The sequence below is a fragment of the Alteromonas ulvae genome, from assembly GCF_048987005.1.
GTDB lineage: Bacteria > Pseudomonadota > Gammaproteobacteria > Enterobacterales > Alteromonadaceae > Alteromonas.
This window is the reverse complement of the sequence record NZ_CP185261.1, coordinates 535,732-553,269: the sequence shown is the minus strand read 5'-3', so window position 1 is coordinate 553,269 and position 17,538 is coordinate 535,732. Positions and strand designations below refer to the sequence as shown.

At 44.7% G+C, this 17,538-nt stretch carries 15 protein-coding genes; 3 read left to right on the top strand and 12 right to left on the bottom strand.

Going from position 1 to position 17,538, the window contains the following annotated elements:
* The first annotated feature begins 6 nt into the window (after nucleotides 1–6).
* Both rhlB and ACOJR9_RS02310 read left to right on the top strand, forming a co-directional pair.
* Nucleotides 7–1,293 carry an ATP-dependent RNA helicase RhlB gene (gene rhlB, locus ACOJR9_RS02315; RefSeq protein ID WP_420934811.1) on the top strand — a complete coding sequence of 429 codons (1,287 nt, stop codon included), beginning with the start codon at nucleotides 7–9 and terminating at the stop codon, nucleotides 1,291–1,293.
* A 13-nt stretch (nucleotides 1,294–1,306) separates the two neighbouring features.
* A complete protein-coding gene (locus ACOJR9_RS02310) occupies nucleotides 1,307–2,818 on the top strand; it encodes a guanosine-5'-triphosphate,3'-diphosphate pyrophosphatase (RefSeq protein WP_420934810.1) in 1,512 nt (503 codons plus the stop codon).
* Between the two features lie 155 nt (nucleotides 2,819–2,973).
* On the opposite strand, the gene hemB is transcribed toward ACOJR9_RS02310, so the two are convergent.
* From hemB to tatA, 7 genes are read right to left on the bottom strand one after another with little or no spacing between them, the layout of a single operon-like run.
* Nucleotides 2,974–3,972 (bottom strand): porphobilinogen synthase, encoded by a 999-nt coding sequence (hemB, locus tag ACOJR9_RS02305; RefSeq protein ID WP_420934809.1) that lies wholly within the window; start codon nucleotides 3,970–3,972, stop codon nucleotides 2,974–2,976.
* Nucleotides 3,969–5,864, bottom strand: a complete 1,896-nt coding sequence (locus tag ACOJR9_RS02300; RefSeq protein ID WP_420934808.1) for a sensor domain-containing diguanylate cyclase — start codon at nucleotides 5,862–5,864, stop codon at nucleotides 3,969–3,971. Before ACOJR9_RS02300 ends, hemB begins: the two co-directional genes overlap by 4 nt.
* A gap of 11 nt (nucleotides 5,865–5,875) precedes the next feature.
* Nucleotides 5,876–6,652: a TatD family hydrolase gene (locus tag ACOJR9_RS02295; protein ID WP_420934807.1), complete on the bottom strand. Its 777-nt coding sequence runs from the start codon at nucleotides 6,650–6,652 to the stop codon at nucleotides 5,876–5,878.
* Complete coding sequence (locus ACOJR9_RS02290) at nucleotides 6,653–7,216, bottom strand: hypothetical protein (RefSeq protein WP_420934806.1); 564 nt, start codon at nucleotides 7,214–7,216, stop codon at nucleotides 6,653–6,655.
* A gap of 25 nt (nucleotides 7,217–7,241) precedes the next feature.
* A complete protein-coding gene (gene tatC / locus ACOJR9_RS02285) occupies nucleotides 7,242–8,015 on the bottom strand; it encodes a twin-arginine translocase subunit TatC (RefSeq protein ID WP_420934805.1) in 774 nt (257 codons plus the stop codon).
* Nucleotides 8,016–8,315 carry a Sec-independent protein translocase protein TatB gene (gene tatB / locus ACOJR9_RS02280; protein ID WP_420934804.1) on the bottom strand — a complete coding sequence of 100 codons (300 nt, stop codon included), beginning with the start codon at nucleotides 8,313–8,315 and terminating at the stop codon, nucleotides 8,016–8,018.
* Nucleotides 8,315–8,554, bottom strand: a complete 240-nt coding sequence (tatA, locus tag ACOJR9_RS02275) for a twin-arginine translocase TatA/TatE family subunit (RefSeq protein ID WP_420934803.1) — start codon at nucleotides 8,552–8,554, stop codon at nucleotides 8,315–8,317. The genes tatB and tatA overlap by 1 nt, the downstream gene beginning before the upstream one ends.
* Nucleotides 8,555–8,736: 182 nt before the next feature.
* Between tatA and ACOJR9_RS02270 the strand changes: the two genes are divergently transcribed.
* Nucleotides 8,737–9,783, top strand: a complete 1,047-nt coding sequence (locus ACOJR9_RS02270; protein ID WP_420934802.1) for a hypothetical protein — start codon at nucleotides 8,737–8,739, stop codon at nucleotides 9,781–9,783.
* Between the two features lie 104 nt (nucleotides 9,784–9,887).
* Here the strand turns inward: ACOJR9_RS02270 and ilvN are convergent, their stop codons facing one another.
* The 5 genes from ilvN to ACOJR9_RS02245 all read right to left on the bottom strand — a co-directional run bounded on the left by ilvN (nucleotide 9,888) and on the right by ACOJR9_RS02245 (nucleotide 16,696).
* A complete protein-coding gene (gene ilvN / locus ACOJR9_RS02265; protein WP_032095445.1) occupies nucleotides 9,888–10,385 on the bottom strand; it encodes an acetolactate synthase small subunit in 498 nt (165 codons plus the stop codon).
* A complete protein-coding gene (locus ACOJR9_RS02260; protein ID WP_420934801.1) occupies nucleotides 10,385–12,103 on the bottom strand; it encodes an acetolactate synthase 3 large subunit in 1,719 nt (572 codons plus the stop codon). Before ACOJR9_RS02260 ends, ilvN begins: the two co-directional genes overlap by 1 nt.
* A gap of 253 nt (nucleotides 12,104–12,356) precedes the next feature.
* Nucleotides 12,357–12,740, bottom strand: a complete 384-nt coding sequence (gene maoP, locus ACOJR9_RS02255) for a DUF413 domain-containing protein (protein ID WP_420934800.1) — start codon at nucleotides 12,738–12,740, stop codon at nucleotides 12,357–12,359.
* Between the two features lie 228 nt (nucleotides 12,741–12,968).
* Entirely contained in the window at nucleotides 12,969–13,430 is a 462-nt protein-coding gene (locus ACOJR9_RS02250; RefSeq protein ID WP_420934799.1) for a hotdog fold domain-containing protein, read from the bottom strand.
* Between the two features lie 179 nt (nucleotides 13,431–13,609).
* Nucleotides 13,610–16,696 (bottom strand): TonB-dependent receptor domain-containing protein, encoded by a 3,087-nt coding sequence (locus tag ACOJR9_RS02245; protein WP_420934798.1) that lies wholly within the window; start codon nucleotides 16,694–16,696, stop codon nucleotides 13,610–13,612.
* Nucleotides 16,697–17,538 lie beyond the last annotated feature (842 nt).

Here is a 17,538-nt window from a genome sequence, read left to right as displayed (position 1 = left end):
TAAGCTATGCCTACTCATTTAACTGAAACTCATTTTTCTGACCTGCCGATCAACAGCAAAGTCGTCGACGCCTTGACGGCAGAGAATTTTTCGCATTGTACACCAATTCAGGCACTTGCACTGCCCCCGTTACTAGAAGGCCTCGATATTGCCGGCCAAGCTCAAACGGGCACTGGAAAAACCATTGCGTTTTTGGTCGCTACATTCCATTACCTGCTAAGCAAAGCAGAAAACTCAAGTAACAGCAAATTAGATGGTCCACGTGCCATCATTATGGCACCTACACGAGAACTTGCTGTGCAAATATATAACGATGCCAAACTGCTCAGTGAGCACACTGGAATATCGTTAGGGTTGATTTATGGGGGCGAAGGTTACCAAAGTCAACGTGAAACCCTAGAAGAAGGGGTGGATATAATTATTGGCACGACAGGACGCATACTGGATTACTATAAACAGGATGTATTCTCGCTGGATAATATCCAAGTTGCCGTGCTCGATGAAGCCGATCGTATGTTTGATTTAGGCTTTATAAAAGACATCCGCTTTTTATTCCGTCGTATGCCATCTGCTAACGAAAGACTCAGCATGCTGTTCTCAGCAACCTTAAGCTATCGCGTACAAGAGTTGGCTTATGAGCATATGAATAACCCTACTCATGTGCAAGTCGCACCTGAACAGACTACTGCGAGCCGCGTAAGCCAAGAGCTATTTTATCCGTCAGATGACGATAAGATGTTACTGCTTCTCACGTTGCTTGAGGAAGAGTGGCCAGAAAAAGCCATTGTGTTTGCCAATACCAAGCACAGCTGCGAGAAAGTGACAGATTGGCTGACCGCAGACGGACATCGTGTGGGTTTATTAAGTGGCGATGTTCCCCAAAAGAAACGCCTTGGTATTTTAGAAGACTTCACCAAGGGCGCATTAGACATATTGGTTGCTACCGACGTAGCAGCTCGTGGGTTACATATTGATGCAGTAACGCACGTGTTTAACTACGACTTGCCCGACGATGCCGAAGATTACGTTCACCGTATTGGCCGTACCGGACGTGCAGGAAGAAGCGGCATTGCTATTAGCTTCGCATGTGAAAAATACGCACTTAATTTACCTGCGATTGAAAAATATATTCATGCCACTATTCCAGTAACAGATTACGACAGAACCGCCTTATTAGATGACACTACGCCGCCTAAACCACGGAAGAAGCGAGTTCCTAATAATCGAAATTCTTCTCGTAGAGGAAATGGCCGTGGGCGCGGCAAGCCCCAGCAACGAAATACAAGTAAATAAAACACGAGACACTATGCAGGCAGAACTCCAGCACGATGCCCAAACCTACGGCGAGTATTATGCCGCCGTTGACCTAGGCTCTAATAGTTTTCACATGGTAATCGTTCATGTGGTAAATGGAAGCGTTCAAATCATTGGTAAAATCAAGCAGAAGGTGCGTTTAGCGGCAGGGCTTGATGAACAATTATTGCTTGACGACACAAGCATGGAGCGCGGTTGGAAATGCCTACAAGTATTCTCTGAAAGACTACAAGATATTCCCTCTTCAAACATCAAAGTGGTCGCAACTGCAACACTGCGTCTTGCAACCAATGCACATATTTTTGTGCGCAAAGCCGAAGAGATCCTCAATCATAAACTCAACGTTATCAGTGGCGAAGAAGAGGCCAGGCAGATATATCTAGGTGTAGCCTATACATCGGCTAATCAAGGCAACAGCTTAGTTATTGATATTGGTGGTGCGAGTACTGAAATCATTATTGGTAATGATATGCAGCCCATTCATCTAAAAAGCTTAGACATGGGTTGCGTCACCTTTATGGAACGCTATTTCCATGGGGGAAGCATAACCGACGAAAACTTTGACAATGCCAAGAAAGCTGCCCACGCCCTTATTGATCAGGTATCCAATGCCTTTTTATGCTTCGATTGGGAAAACTGTCTTGGCGCTTCAGGTACGCCCCAGGCGATAACTGAAATATTAGTGGCTCAAGGGATCAGCGATGCTATTCGATTAGATTACCTTTACCATTTGCAAAAACAATGTGTTGAATGCGGTTCTATCGACCAACTCACTATCGAGGGGTTAGAGGAAAGCAGAAAGGCAATATTTCCCTCAGGGCTTGCCATTCTTATTAGCTTATTTGAAGCCCTCGATATCAAGTATATGAACATATCAGGTGGCGCCCTACGAGAGGGTCTTATCTATGGCATGTTGGACAATGTCACCGACAACGACCGTCGCCAGCAAACACTGAATCAAACCAAACAGCGCTACCATATTGACACTGCTCATGCCGCTACGGTAAAACAAGTGGCACTTTCGCTATGCTATCAACTATGCGGCCAACAGAATATTTGTCACCTCGATACTGAAACGATTTTAGGCGCAGCGGCTGAGCTTCACGAAATTGGCTTACATATTGAATACAAGCGCCATCATGAACATGGTGCTTATATTCTCAGTTATATCGATTTGCCAGGCTTTACCCGTTTGCAGCGCTCAGCAATTAGAGAGCTTGTGTCTCAGCATCGATTAAATGTTGCCAGTGAAATATTTGATGATTATCACCAAGATTATCGCCCTATGCTTAAAGGACTGCTTCGGGTTTTACGTATAGCCGTAGTGCTGTGTTTGCGCAGACAAAATAAGCATATTCCCGATGTAAAATTGCTGTGTGAAGGTGATAAGTGGACGCTTACCTTTCCGGAAGGTTGGTTGAAGTCTCACCCTTTGATTAACGCCGAATTAGCCAATGAATGCTGGCTGCAGCACAAAGCAGGCTGTGAACTGGTTTGTTCGTAATAAGCGCTGTTTAGCACGTGTTAGTCGTAACAAAAGAGCCGGTTTTTGAAGCCAGCTCTTTTTGTTTATACTCATGCCCAATGATTGAACTTGGCTCATCTATGTTTACAGTGCAGCTCTGGGCGTGCTATTTCCGCCATACTGCTATCACCGTATTATGCATTGAGCAACAACTCTGCCGCTTTGGGGGCAAAGTAAGTCAAAATACCATCGGCGCCAGCTCGCTTGAATGCCAATAATGATTCAAGCACTACCTCATCTTCGTTTAACCAACCATTAGCAAAGGCCGCCTGATGCATGGCGTACTCGCCACTCACTTGATAGGCAAACGTAGGCACTTTACATTCATCTTTGCAACGACGCACAATATCTAAATACGGCATGCCTGGCTTTACCATTACCATGTCTGCGCCCTCTTCAATATCTAGGGCAATTTCATGAATGGCTTCATCTGAATTTGCAGGATCCATTTGATAGGTTTTTTTATTGCCGCCTTTAATATTAGCAGCTGAGCCGACGGCATCCCTAAAGGGTCCGTAATAGGACGATGCATACTTAGCTGAGTAAGCCATAATACACGTGTTAACATAGCCATTGCTTTCCAGCGCCTGACGAATTTGTCCAATGCGTCCGTCCATCATATCCGATGGGGCAACAATATCAGCACCGGCTTCAGCATGGGATAAAGCCTGCTTTACCAATACCTCAACAGTCTCATCGTTAACCACATACCCCGCGGCATCAATGAGGCCATCTTGACCATGAGAAGTAAATGGGTCGAGAGCGACATCAGACATTAACAACACGTCTGGATATGCGTTCTTAATAGCGCGAAGGGCCATTTGCGTTAAACCATCAGGGTTAAACGCTTCTTTTGCACAGTCTGTTTTTAGGGTCATTGGCGTTACTGGAAAAAGCGCAAACGTGCGAATTCCCAGCGCAACCCATTTTTTCATTTCTACCAATAAAAGATCGAGAGAAAGACGCTCTACACCTGGCATAGAAGGCACAGCCTCTCGTGAGTCTTGCCCAGGTAAGACAAACACGGGATAGATCAAATCATCTACGCAAAGTGTACTCTCAGCAACGAGTCCACGCAGGGCATCTTTGGCTCGAAGTCTACGCATTCTGCGATTTGGAAACGAAGTGGTCATAGTTGCTCCTGAAGTTGTTGAGATATTACTTTGTTTCGCCCACCCTGTTTTGCTTGGTACAACATAGAGTCGGCGAGTCTAAATAGGTGTTGAGCCTGGCCTTCATCATGCATAATAGCAGTCGCCACACCCGCGCTGGCGGTAAGGTGTATTTCATCTCCCTCATAAACTAGTGGCTCAGAAGCCAATGCTCTTAGTAAGCTTTCAGCAATGAACTTTCCGCCCTCAATATCGGTGTTGGGCAATATAACAGCAAACTCTTCTCCACCAATTCGACATAAATCATCGCTGGGGCGGTGAATATGCGTTTGAAAAAGTTTCGTCAGATGCTTCAAACATTCGTCACCGGCATCATGACCAAATTTATCATTAATTTGCTTAAAGTGATCAATGTCGAGAATGATCAACGACAGGGGGATCTGTTCTCGGCGGCTTCGCCGCCCCTGTGCGCGCAAGCTTTTGTCAAAGTGTCGCCGGTTGTGTGCACCGGTCAGGGGGTCCACCGCGTTGAGTCTTTCTAGCTCTTGATTCACTTCAGAGAGCTCGCGCAACGTTACCTCAAGCTCTAAAGTACGCTCTTCAACTTTGTATTCTAAATCTTCTTGATGACGCCGCTGCATGATAAGCAAGTGCTCTTTGGCCGTATTGGCCTGTTTCTCTTGCTCTAATGCAAATTGCTTAGCGTTTATTAACGTATCTCTACTGTGACTAAAATTAATAGCAAGAATTAGCGCCAGAATAAGTGTTTCAACCGCACCACCTATAATGAGTAACGTATTAGACGTTAACGGCAAGTGGATGAGGTTTAAGTTGTCAAAACTTGCCGCTAACGCACTTATCAGTAGAAAACCCCAGGCAATAGTAAAGTATCGAGCAATTACCTCCCCCTTAGTAGCCATCCACGCCCCTAATAGCAATGTAAAGGAGACGATGAGGCTTAAGGCCACCAAGAAAATTTTGATCATAATTGAATATGGCAGTAACACACTGGCAACTATACTTGCCCCACATAGCCAACCAATGCCGCGCATTATTTTGTCTAGGAGAAGACTGTATTTCTTTATGGGTAATAGACTACGGGTAAACATGCTGCCAAACATGATGGTAGCACTGGCAAAAATGACTGCTGCTTTACCTTGAAACCAAGGGCTTCCAGACCAAAGATAAGTAAAACCATAGCCTTGAAGTGTTGCAATGGTGAGGGCTAAACAAAAAACGTAGCCGGAGTAGAGAAAAAATGACTTACTTCCTGTCGTAACAGTGAGAAACAAATTGCTTATTCCCATCGCAATCAGTATTCCAAAGAATACACCTAATGCTGCATTGCGATTGGCGGTAAACTGAATAAACTCACTTTCTTTCCAAATATACACAGGCACCCGAATGGTGCCCGACGTTTTTACTCTAATAAAGACGCGCTGTGAAAACTGGCTCGACGGTAACGGGAAAAGCGGCTTTACGTGCTGAAATGGGCGATCTTTCGCTGTTTGTTTATCTCCCGCTGAGTAGTAAAAAAGGGGCGCTGAACTAATGTTTTCGTATATGCCTACATCGAGTTCATCTAATAGGGCATAGTCGATATGCAATAGGTATTTGCTATCTGGGCTTTGAGTAGGCGCAATGACCATTGAAAACCACACTGTTTTGTCACTCATTCCCAAGTTAACGGGTGATGCAGTTGGTATCCATTGATTATCAGATACTTGAGCGACATTCTCAAAGTTAAGCTCGTCAGATGACGCAAAACGATATTTTAACTGTGAATAATGCGGGGACTGCAACGAATTCGGAGATATATTTAAAAAAAGCGATATAAAAAGCACGACAGCAATGATGGCCGTTACCAACAAACCTATATCATGGTTGCGAAGTTTTTCCGTGCGAGTCTGCATAGCAATCGCGCTTAGCTAAGGGAAAACAAAGTACAACTATTAGCATAACTGTACTTGCTTAGCTGATCTTCGGACAGCGCTAACATTTTGCTGACCTGCTCGACAATATGAGGCAAAAAGGCTGGCTCATTATTTCGCTGTCTTGGTCTTAACGTTTTGGGAAAAAGATAGGGGGCATCAGTTTCGAAAATAAGCCTGTCTTTAGGAATATTTTTCACAGCTTCCCTAAGCGCTCCACCACGCTTTTCGTCACACAGCCACCCCGTAATTCCTATGTATAAGCCGAGAGCTAAATACGCGTCAACCTGTTCGACTGTGCCGGTAAAACAATGAGCGATACCGCCTGGTAACTGAGGAATATAGTGAGTTAACAGCTCCATCTGTGGTTCAAACGCATCGCGCTCGTGCAGATAAACCGGCTTCTGCAGTTTTACTGCAATTGCAAGTTGTGCCTCAAACACCGATAACTGAGTGTCTTGTGCAGAAAAGTTGCGATTAAAATCTAAGCCACACTCGCCTATAGCCACACACCCTTCACGCTGTGCTAACTGCTCAAGTAATATTAATGATTGATCAGTAACGTCTTTTGCATGGTGCGGATGCACGCCCATGGTATAACACAGAATATCAGGGAACTTGAGATACAGCTGATAAGCAGGCTCCCATTCATCAGGGTGAGTAGTAATAACGCATAACTTCTCAACACCTGCCTCAAAGGCACGTTGAATCACCTCACTGGCATTGAAGCGCCTGTCTAGTAAATTAACACCAGCATCAAATAGCGTCATTTACTTAAGTCGTTTTACTTTTAAACGCGTATTTAGGCCTTCTACCCCTAAAAAGAATGTGCCAAAAAGGCCCTTTTCAATGGTCACGCTCTGACCTGTCTCTAACTTCAAAAATGCGGTGTCAACTTGTTGCCATTGTGAACCATTACTAAATGTAATCACTTGCTCTCCACGGATACCTTTAGACAATTCGGCAATAGTTAACGCCACTTCAGAGACCTCATCGACGGGGGTACGTTTTTTGGACAATCCGAAAGACGCTTTAGGATCTATTTCTTCCATTTTATGAGGCGCAGCAGCAGCGGAAGGACTTACCGCTGGTACTTTAGTGGCAGTAGGTGACTTTGGATTAGCTTTTGGAATCGCTTGTACATCACTTATCTGCATATCAACATCGTTGTATTGACTTATCGACTTTGCCATACGGTCGAAACACATTAGGCGCTTTAAGCTGTCTTCAGTGCTGCGACATTTCTCGATGGCTTTGCCGATACTTTCAGCTTGCACTGAAAATATGCCTAATGCTGCTAATAACGAGATCAAAGTAATGGCTCGTGATTTCATTTTTATTCCTTTTGGTATTAATGAACTAAACATCGCCTGAACGTTTGTTTTCTTCTTCGTCCTGCTCTGATGCGTTAACATCCTTAGGCTTACGCGCGTAAAGCCCACCTATAACCACGCCCACTTCAAATAAAAACCACATAGGGATAGCCAATAAAGTCTGTGAGATAATGTCCGGCGGGGTAAGCAGCATACCCACTACAAACGCACCTACCACGACAAACGGTCGTTTAGCACGCAATGATTTGGCATCTGTTATACCGGTCCAACATAAAAGAATGATGGCAATAGGTATTTCAAAGGACACACCAAAAGCGAAGAACAGCTTTAACACGAAATTGAGGTAGCTTGAAATATCGGTGCTTACCGTAACGCCCTCAGGAGCCACACTCGTGAAGAACGCAAAGGCAATGGGAAAAACAACAAAATACGCAAAGGCCATACCCGCGTAAAAGAGTAACGTGCTTGATAGCAGCAGTGGTGCCACCAAACGCTTTTCATTGCGATAAAGACCTGGCGCCACGAAGCCCCACACTTGATAAAGCACGTACGGAATGGCAATAAAAAAGGACAGCACCAAGGTAAGTTTAAAGGGCGCGAAAAAAGGTGAGGCAACGTCAGTGGCAATCATTGTGGCATTTTCAGGCATTGCATTTAAAAGCGGCATGGCCAAAAGCTGATACAAATCTTGCGCAAACGCAGCCAAGCACAAGAAAACCACCAGTACGCTTAATAGCGCCTTAAGAATTCTGCTACGTAATTCAATTAAATGAGATAGTAAGTTGTTAGCGTCAGACATCTACTGCTTTTTATAGGGTTCTTGAACCGACTCAGCCGCTTTTTTCAACTCATCAACACTTTTTTCAAGTTCTGGTGAGAGATCTTTAAGCCCTTGCTGTTCCGCTTTCTTAAGATTTTCATGCAACTCGTGTACGCGCAATTGATGCTCAACTTCTTGCTTAAAGCCAGTTGCCATATTGCGCACGCCGCGAATAGTGTTAATAGTAGAGCGCATGGCACCGGGTAACCGTTCTGGTCCTAACACGAGCAAGGCCAGAACGCCGATAACCAATAACTCCCAAAAGCCAATATCAAACATCAGGACTTATCTTTAACGTCGCTTTCTGTTTTTGTGGATACTGAGTCAGCAGTGCGCTGCTCTTCAACCTGTTTTTTTTGGTCAAAATCTGCATCTTTATCGTCTTCAGTGATTTCTTTTTTGAAACCTTTAATAGCACTACCTAGGTCGGTGCCGATACCTTTAAGGCGCTTTGTACCAAAAAGTAACACCACAATAACCAGTATTATCAGCAACTGCCAAATATTAATTCCACCCATAAACATTATCTCCCCAACATCAATAGCATCAGTATGCCACTGAGAGCCGTTCCTTTCACCTGAATATTTATCTTATCGAATAATCATTGACGTTTTGTACTTCCCGTTTCATTCTTTGTATGACAAAGGTTTGCTAACTTAAGCACCTAACATCACGACTGCTAACAAGGGGTTAGTCATTAATGACCTGTGCGGTAACTGTGTTATGTCACCTAATGCTTGTCAACTTTTCGCCGCTACAAACGAACATAGAGACGGCCAAACGTGATGTAAATGCGATAAGTAACCACGGGCAAGCACAACATAGCGTCAGCCAACAAACTTATCAGTCCAATGAGCTCAATAACGTTCATGAACATCATTTTGACGAGCAGTGGTTTGATATTTGGCAGCGCAGTTTTACTGATTCCATGGATTTTACCGTAAAGCAGTTTGATGGATGGTTTCACAGTAGCGATACAGGTGCCAAACAGTTCGGTGAACAAGCACGCGCCGAGGGTCGTGTTCAGCTTGCTTGGGAACCTCGTTCTGGAGATTTTGCAGACACAGACGTACGCTTTAGGATCCGCGTAAAACTCCCTGCCCTTGAGGAGCGCGTAGACCTTTTATTAAGTGATAATGAAGACGAAACCCAAGATTCATCGATTCGGGCTGCTAGGGATACTGGCAATAATAATCGCGACCAGACCACCATTGCTCTGCGTTTTCGCCCAGACCAAAATTCCCACTATTCTTTTAGAGTAGGCGCTGGGCGACGTGACCAACTTTATACACGAGCAAGGTATCGGGATGCCCTAGCTTTCACCAATAAATGGGCCATGCTGTATGATGCTGAGGTGTATTACTTTACGAGAGACAGGCTTGGCGCGGAGATAGGAGCAGCTTTTCAGTACGATCTTAGCCCACAACATCTAGTGAGACAAAATAACCGTTTTTTTTATCGAGATGAAACCAACGACTGGTTTTGGCGACATGAAATTCAGCACCTTTACTCTATAAACAGTCACAACGCGTTAATTCCTCACTTTATGGTAGAGGGACTCAGTCAGCCAACCTATCGTGTAGAGGAGATTTACAGTGGATTAAGATGGCGCTCTAACACGATTAGAGACTGGTTGTATTTCGATGTAGAGCCCTTCGTGCTGTTACTTCGCGAAGAAAACTTTTCACCGTCTTGGGGTGTGGCCCTTAGAATAGAAGCATACTATGGTGATAATTCAGGCAATTAAGGTATTCGACACGTTTTGAGGCAGCAAAAAAAGACCAGCTTTATCGACTGGCCTTCTATTTATTGAGTTTTAGCGTCGGAAATAGCAGCTGTGGGCATGGAGCCCTAGGGGCGAAGTGCCCTATCACCCCGGGCTAAACCGCACACGCCGGTTCTTGAAGACTCGATCACCTCAGCACATTGCCCCATTGTAGCGGCAAACGCGTCGAGCTTGTCGGTAGTACCGGTAATCTCAATGGTGTAGTTGTTGGCATTCACATCGAGAATGCGACCACGAAATATATCGGAGTTACGCTTCACTTCCGCGCGCACTGACTCTGTACGAGTAGCGACCTTAATTAACATCAATTCACGCTCAATATGCGTATTTTCCGTTAAATCAGCCACTTTAAGTACGTCTATAAGCTTGTTCACCTGCTTAGTGATTTGCTCTATCACCTTATCATCCCCGTGGGTGATAATAGTTAATCGAGATAAGCTTGAATCGTCTGTGGGCGCTACACATAACGAGTCAACGTTATACCCACGCTGTGAGAATACACCAACAATACGTGATAGTGCGCCGGGTGCGTTTTCCATTAATACTGAAATAATGCGTTTCATCAGGTTCGCTCCGTCTTGCTCAAGCGCATGTCATCCATGGCGCCGTACTTAATTTGCATTGGATATACGTGTTCGTTTTGGTCGATGGCAATGTCCATAAATACAAGACGATCGGTATAGCTAAAGCACTTTTCCATCGCTGCATCTAAATCTTCTAACTTGTCGACCTTAATACCAACATGCCCATAGGCCTCGGCAAGCTTAACGAAGTCAGGCATAGAATCCATGTAGGAATGCGAGTGGCGACCTTTATATATCATGTCTTGCCATTGGCGAACCATTCCAAGGGCACGGTTGTTCAACGAAATAATCTTAATCGGTAGGTTGTACTGCAAGCAGGTAGACAACTCTTGAATATTCATTTGAATACTACCGTCACCGGTGACTACTACCGATGTGGCTTTAGGGTGAGCAAACTGAACCCCCATTGCCGCTGGCAAGCCAAAGCCCATGGTGCCAAGGCCACCTGAATTTATCCACTGGCGAGGTTTGTCGTATTGATAATACAGTGCCGCAAACATTTGATGCTGGCCAACATCTGAACTCACAAACGCTTTTCCATCGGTATGTTTATACAATGTCTCGATAACGCGCTGAGGCTTTATGACTTCCTCGCCTTGCTCGTAATTCAAACAGGCCTTTGCACGCCATGTTGCAATTTGTTCCCACCAATCGGCAAGCTTCTCTGTTTGATGCGATAAATCTTTCTTATCTACTTGGCTAAGAATTTGATCTAATACTTTATCTACCGAGCCCACAACAGGAATGTGTGCGTTTACGGTTTTTGAGATTGACGCAGGGTCGATATCGACATGAATAATGTCTGCGTGGGGACAGAACTTGTCCACATTGTTTGTCACGCGGTCATCAAATCGCGCGCCCAATGCAATAATACAATCGGCATTATGCATCGATTTGTTGGCTTCAAGGGTGCCATGCATGCCCAGCATACCGATAAACTGCTTGTGCGTGCCTGGCATTGCACCTAAACCCATAAGCGTACAGGTTACAGGGGCATTTAGTTTTTCCGCCAATTCAATCACTTTGCTTGATGCATCGCATGCTACTGCACCACCGCCAACATAAAGAATTGGGCGCTCGGCCTTAAGTAGTGACTCTACCGCTTTTTTAACCTGCTTTGGGTGGCCTTTTTCAGTGGGGTTATATGAACGCATAGTGACATCGCTTGGGAATACATAAGGATGTTCATCTGCAACACTCACCAAGTCTTTTGGTAAATCAACCACTACAGGACCAGGTCGACCGGTATTTGCAATATAATAGGCTTTAGCAATCGCCTCTGGGATATCCACTGAACGCTTCACGAGAAAGCTGTGCTTAACGATAGGGCGCGAGCACCCGACCATATCAGTTTCTTGGAATGCGTCTTCACCAATGTGCATAGACGGTACTTGCCCTGACAGCACAACCATAGGGATTGAATCCATATAAGCTGTGGCGATACCGGTTATCGTGTTGGTTGCACCTGGACCTGAGGTAACGAGAACGGTGCCGGTTTTGCCAGTTGAACGTGCGTACCCATCCGCCATGTGTGCGGCTGCCTGTTCATGACGCACGAGGACATGTTTGACATCTTCTTGCGCATACAACGCATCGTAAATGTCTAGTACGGCTCCACCTGGGTAGCCGAACACATGGGTCACTCCTACATCTTTTAGCGCTTCAACCACCATGGCTGCGCCCGACATCATTTTCACTGTTGTATCTCCCGTAAAAGGTTAGGTATTGTCAACGTTCGCTGACGATGTCCGGACTATATCGAAGCTAATAGGAAGATAAAACACTAAATTGAGGAAAAGTGAGATATATATCCCAATAAAGGGGATTATTAGGATATTTATTTCGATTAAATGGTTTATCAAACGAATATTAGGATACCCATTCACAATGATTTAACATTTTTTAGGATAGATATGCCAACCTGACTAATAACGAGTTGCACCTTTACGGTTAGTCTATTATGTCCACATCAAGGTCGCTATTATCGCTTATCTCAGTGTCGCTTGCATCGTCGGAGTCTTCAATGACTGGCTTTTGAGAACCATAAATACTGGCGGTTTTCGGTCGATTGATGCGCCGTTGATACTTTAACCACACTCTTTCTTGAGGCGTTGCCGGCTCGCGATGGCCTAATGCTGATTCAAGGTAGGATTGTTCTTCATCGTTTTCGGGCGTAATGTGCCCATCGACAAGTGCTGCAAATAACCCCCCTGTAGTTTGCAGAAGTTTGCTCTCTGAAATAGAAAAATCACCAGAACGGGCGAACCCATACGGATAGTTTTTTTTATCGACGAACACTTTACCCACGACTTGCTGTTTCGTAATAACCGCCATATTCACCTCGTTCAACACGTGTTAGCTTGGTGGTAGCTGGCATAGTTAACCATGTGCTCAGCTATGCAATTGACTATTTATTCGACATCTATCGATAGGTTTAGTTTGGTTTATGGCGGCTGTCAAACTGAAAATAGACAGTAGTAAAAACTTAATATATGAACGTGTTTTGAAGACAGAAAAGGCCGTAATTACGGCCCTCTTTATTACAGTTGATGAAACGTATTTTTATCGTTTTTCACTTACCCACACGGTAATAGTTCCATCGACCACTACAGTGCCCTCATTGTTGTACGCTTTTACTGGAATAGGCAGGTTACCGGGCATCCACGCATCTTCTGGTACTTCAGCAACACAGCGTATATCGGAATCGGCTTTTGCTGGGTACTTCACTTCCATTCCTTTAGGTATCCACCGCAAATGTTTTGGAATAGATGCCTCGCACATAAAACCCATCGCCATTTCTAGCCCGTTACAAATTGCAATAACGTGCACTGTGCCGATATGGTTTTGTACTGCTTTATGTTTTTTAATCTTTACTTCGCAGAAGTTAGGTCTGATGTGGGTAATTAAAGGCGACACTGTAGAAAAATAAGGCGCTCTTCGAGCAGAGTACCAACTGAACAGCTTTTTACCGAAAGGAAGTTTTAAAAATTTATTATAGGTGTTTAGTACATAGTTTTTAGACATAGTATTCAGTGTTCCGCAGCAACGTTATACCCATGTGTTAAAAATTGAGCTGACATCTTGTGACAGCACGCACACATCTGGTTAGACCAGCAAGAGTAGCGCTTGATTCGGTTAAAAGCAATGAGACAAAAAAAGCCCCGCGCACTTTCGTGGCGGGGCTGCTATTTATCTTATCTAGCTTACATGTCGTAATTAAGACCAATGAAGAAGAAACGTCCTCGAGGGCCAGCTGGACGAGAAAGCGTACCTAAATACGGGTCTTCTTCGAACGCATTATTAACACCACCATACACTTCTAGTGAATCGTCGAAGGTATAAGATACAGAAAAGTCGTGAACTAACGCTGAACCTGTAGATGAAATGCTCACAAAGTCAGGATTGTTTTCAATATCTTGGTTCTCTAAGCCCAGCAGCAGTTGCGAACTTTCATAGCGTCCTCGCCATCCAACAACAAAGTCGCCAATGAGATAATCAACGTTCATGTTTACTATCCATTCTGGACGACTAAATGTCCCTAGCACGTCGGTCACTTCATCCGGTGCTGATACGTCACGTACTTCTTCGTTTTTAAGAAAGTTCGTGCCGTTAAGAGTAAAATTCACGCGAGAGTCAGTATCGGTTAATTTTGCTAAGTCAAAACCATAATCAATGCGGAAGTCGATTCCTGACGTTTCCACTGCTGCTAAGTTGATAAACCCAGAGCGGAAGTTAGAAATAGTTCCATTTGTTGCATTTCGATCTACCGCAGCACAGAACTGATTGTTGATCGTTGGTGCATCTACACAATTAGACGCTATGTCGAAACCAGTTAGGCTATCGATAAGACCATCAATTTGAATGTTGTAATAATCTAATGTGAATACTAATCCATCAAATAACCCATTAAACTCGCCTGCCGGCTTCCACACAGTACCCACGGTAATCGTTTCAGCTTCCTCCGGCGATAAATCTGGGTTACCACCAGTGGTTCCAGCAACAAATGCCGACAAGAAGTTAGTTGACTCATACGTACCGTCAGCAACACTGTCGCCGATCAATGCAATACAGTTTGCTTCGCGGAACTCTGAACCTGCTTCAATAAAGTTTTGGTTACACGGATCGTCACCTGCACCAAGGGTTGCTGCGAATGTAGGCGCAAATGCTTCGTTAATGTTCGGAACGCGAACTGCTTCAGAATAAGTAGTACGCACACTAAAGGTGTCAACAGGAGACCATACTGAACCTACTGTCCATGCATCATGAGTTCCATAAGGGTCATAGTCTGAACTACGATAGGCAGTACGAAGCTCAAGACGCTCGGCAAAATCCATTCCTTCTAGTAAAGGAATAGTTGCTTCAGCAAAGTACTCAGACACATCATATTGACCATTTGATGGGTTCACCGGTCCACTGCGTGAATCTAGTGTGTTAAATGTGAGACCAGATGCAGAAAAAGGGTCTGGTGTAAACGAGCTTGTTTCGCGACGCCATTCATACCCTAACGCAAACGATACTGGACCCGCTGGCAGTTCAAATAAATCAGAAGAGTTACCCGAAATAACAGCAAGGAAGTTCTCTTGTTCAATTTCGTTTTGGTTCGTGGCAGGTTGGAAAATAAACGCAGCAGCTTCGGCGCTTACTGAATCTTTTCCAAACAAATTAACGGGCACACACCTGCCGTCACCGGGTTGGAAGGTAAGAAACCCAAAGTTACTATTAACATTGGGGAACGGTGAAGTAGGTGGCAATATCGAACCATCTAGGTCTGAACGACACACTGTTTCGCCCGTTGAAGGGTCTGTTACGGCATCGATAGCAGCGAAGTAACGATCTTCAAGGCGAACTCTAGAGGTAATATCAGCATCGGTACGACCGTAGTTATAAAACACTTCATATTCTAATTCAGTGTTGGGAATATACCCGTTAAAGCCAGTCACAATACGAAACGTTTTTCTCTCAGCTTCAGGATTTGCGGTAGCGTTAAAATCAAGTACGTCACGAGACATCGCAAGGCTAACGCTTTCGCCTTCCGCAGTTAGCTGATTTACTTGCGACAATAGCGCCGCGGGGATGAACGGGTTGTCTAACGAAATCGGAATATCATCGTTGAAACCGTTAACTTGGTTGGTTTCTTTAGTTTCACTTGAAACAAACTTGGCATCCACAAAGAAGTTGATAAATTCATTTACTTCATAGTTAGACACTGCTTGCACTAAAAGACGCTTAGATTCAGGCAAAATTAATTCGGCGTCAGGCGACCCGGGAACACCATCCCCTCCGCTTGCATCAAATGCACCAACATACACATCGCCCGGGTTATACGCACGAAGGTTGCCATTTTCACCGACAACCTGACACGTTGGGACCATTTGTGAACCGATAGTAGAGCATCCTAGCGTACCACCGGAATTCGCTACATCATTAAACGCGCCTCCAGTAAGGGATATTACACCACGATCACTAGAAATAGGCAGGCGATAGTCAGGCACCCATGTATTACTAAAGCGGGCGTCTACACCAAATGCCTGCTGTGTTGCCGCTCTATTTGGTACCTGGGAAAAAAGACCAGAGCCAGCAAAGTCTCTGTCGCGGGCAAATACAGGGCTAGTCTCTTGGTATTCTACCGCAAACACAAGGTCTCCACGATCGCTGGTAAAACCGTTCGCTAGTGACAAGAAGAATTCATTAGCATCACCATCATCAGTAACACCGGTTTGGGTGCGAACCTCCAAGCCATCAAAAGATGCGCCGTCGCGCATATTGAAGTTAACTACACCGGTAACCGCATCGGCACCGTATACCGCAGACGCACCACCGGTTAACACTTCTACATTGCGAAGCAGTGCAGTAGAAAGGGCATTAACATCAACTGAGCCTGTTCCTTCAATACCTGAAACGTGGCGGCGACCATTTTCCATTACAAGGGTCCTTTCACTCCCTAGGTTACGCAAGTCTAATAAACTTGCACCTAGTGGCGTACCGCTAAACGCTGAAAATGAGCCAGGAAGTGATGCCTGTAGCTGTGGAGACTCACGCAGCATGGCACCTAGGTCGATTTGACCTGAGGTTTTGACATCACCGGCGCTAATAGCAAGCACTGGACTTGCGGCACTTAATGATGAATCTTGCGCAACACGAGAACCGGTTACCACTACTTTTTCGACTTCCCGTTCTTTAACTTCTGTCTCATCCTGAGCCTGAACTGCTCCTGCACTTACTGCCAATGCCGAAGATACGGCAAATGCTAGTACAGAAAGGTTATTGCGCTTTGACAAATCAAAAGCCATGTGTGTTTCTCCGAATGTTTTCTTGTCTGTTCAAGCCACTATTCTTAATGATAGCTACAGGCAATAAGACTGATTATACGTACCCCGACAACAAGCAAAATTGACGTGCTCACGTGCGGTACTATTATTGTTGTCTGGTTTTACCCAGAAATTTTACTTTATTTACCTTTATACTCTTGATGTTTTAGCAAGCACTGTGCCTATTATCTGTTTACTTTTGCACTGTAACAGCCCATCAAAGCCGGGGGATTATGCATACTTATTTACAAAAATCCATTTAATATGCAAACAATCATCAATGCAAAGCCTTGGCTGCTCCATATTTGTGCAATAGAGGTGAGTTTCCGAACTCCAGCTGCAGCTTAAGCAGAGATAGAGCACGCAAAACGCGAAGAACAGCGAAAATGGCATTGTTAATGCACCAAAAAAAGGCATGACATGATGCATGTTGATGCATTAGATGTGGATAAACTTGACGTCAGTTTATAACATTGAGATATAAGAGGATGGAGTGGAGACAAGATTTACAACTTACCGACACTCGGTCGCGGGCCCACAAGAGGTCGCGCTTTTCGCACTCACTAACGTTTTAATTCGTTAATTAAATTTGAATTTGGAGCGGGAAACGAGATTCGCAAACTTACCGACACTCGGTCGCGGGCCCACAAGAGGTCGCGCTTTTCGCACTCACTAACGTTTTAATTCGTTAATTAAATTTGAATTTGGAGCGGGAAACGAGATTCGCAAACTGGCCGACACTCGGTCGCGGGCCCATAAGGGGTCGCGCTTTTCGCACTCACTAACGTTTTAACTCGTTAATTAAATTTGAATTTGGAGCGGGA

Excerpts from the sequence above, each read along its gene's own strand:
- tatA (WP_420934803.1), bottom strand. The coding sequence starts at position 8,554 with ATGGGTGGAATTAATATTTGGCAGTTGCTGATAATACTGGTTATTGTG.
- ACOJR9_RS02310 (WP_420934810.1), top strand. The coding sequence starts at position 1,307 with ATGCAGGCAGAACTCCAGCACGATGCCCAAACCTACGGCGAGTATTAT.
- tatB (WP_420934804.1), bottom strand. The coding sequence starts at position 8,315 with ATGTTTGATATTGGCTTTTGGGAGTTATTGGTTATCGGCGTTCTGGCC.
- ACOJR9_RS02250 (WP_420934799.1), bottom strand. The coding sequence starts at position 13,430 with ATGTCTAAAAACTATGTACTAAACACCTATAATAAATTTTTAAAACTT.
- tatC (WP_420934805.1), bottom strand. The coding sequence starts at position 8,015 with ATGTCTGACGCTAACAACTTACTATCTCATTTAATTGAATTACGTAGC.
- ACOJR9_RS02290 (WP_420934806.1), bottom strand. The coding sequence starts at position 7,216 with ATGAAATCACGAGCCATTACTTTGATCTCGTTATTAGCAGCATTAGGC.
- ACOJR9_RS02300 (WP_420934808.1), bottom strand. The coding sequence starts at position 5,864 with ATGCAGACTCGCACGGAAAAACTTCGCAACCATGATATAGGTTTGTTG.
- ACOJR9_RS02295 (WP_420934807.1), bottom strand. The coding sequence starts at position 6,652 with ATGACGCTATTTGATGCTGGTGTTAATTTACTAGACAGGCGCTTCAAT.
- ACOJR9_RS02270 (WP_420934802.1), top strand. The coding sequence starts at position 8,737 with ATGACCTGTGCGGTAACTGTGTTATGTCACCTAATGCTTGTCAACTTT.
- ACOJR9_RS02245 (WP_420934798.1), bottom strand. The coding sequence starts at position 16,696 with ATGGCTTTTGATTTGTCAAAGCGCAATAACCTTTCTGTACTAGCATTT.
- ilvN (WP_032095445.1), bottom strand. The coding sequence starts at position 10,385 with ATGAAACGCATTATTTCAGTATTAATGGAAAACGCACCCGGCGCACTA.
- hemB (WP_420934809.1), bottom strand. The coding sequence starts at position 3,972 with ATGACCACTTCGTTTCCAAATCGCAGAATGCGTAGACTTCGAGCCAAA.
- rhlB (WP_420934811.1), top strand. The coding sequence starts at position 7 with ATGCCTACTCATTTAACTGAAACTCATTTTTCTGACCTGCCGATCAAC.
- maoP (WP_420934800.1), bottom strand. The coding sequence starts at position 12,740 with ATGGCGGTTATTACGAAACAGCAAGTCGTGGGTAAAGTGTTCGTCGAT.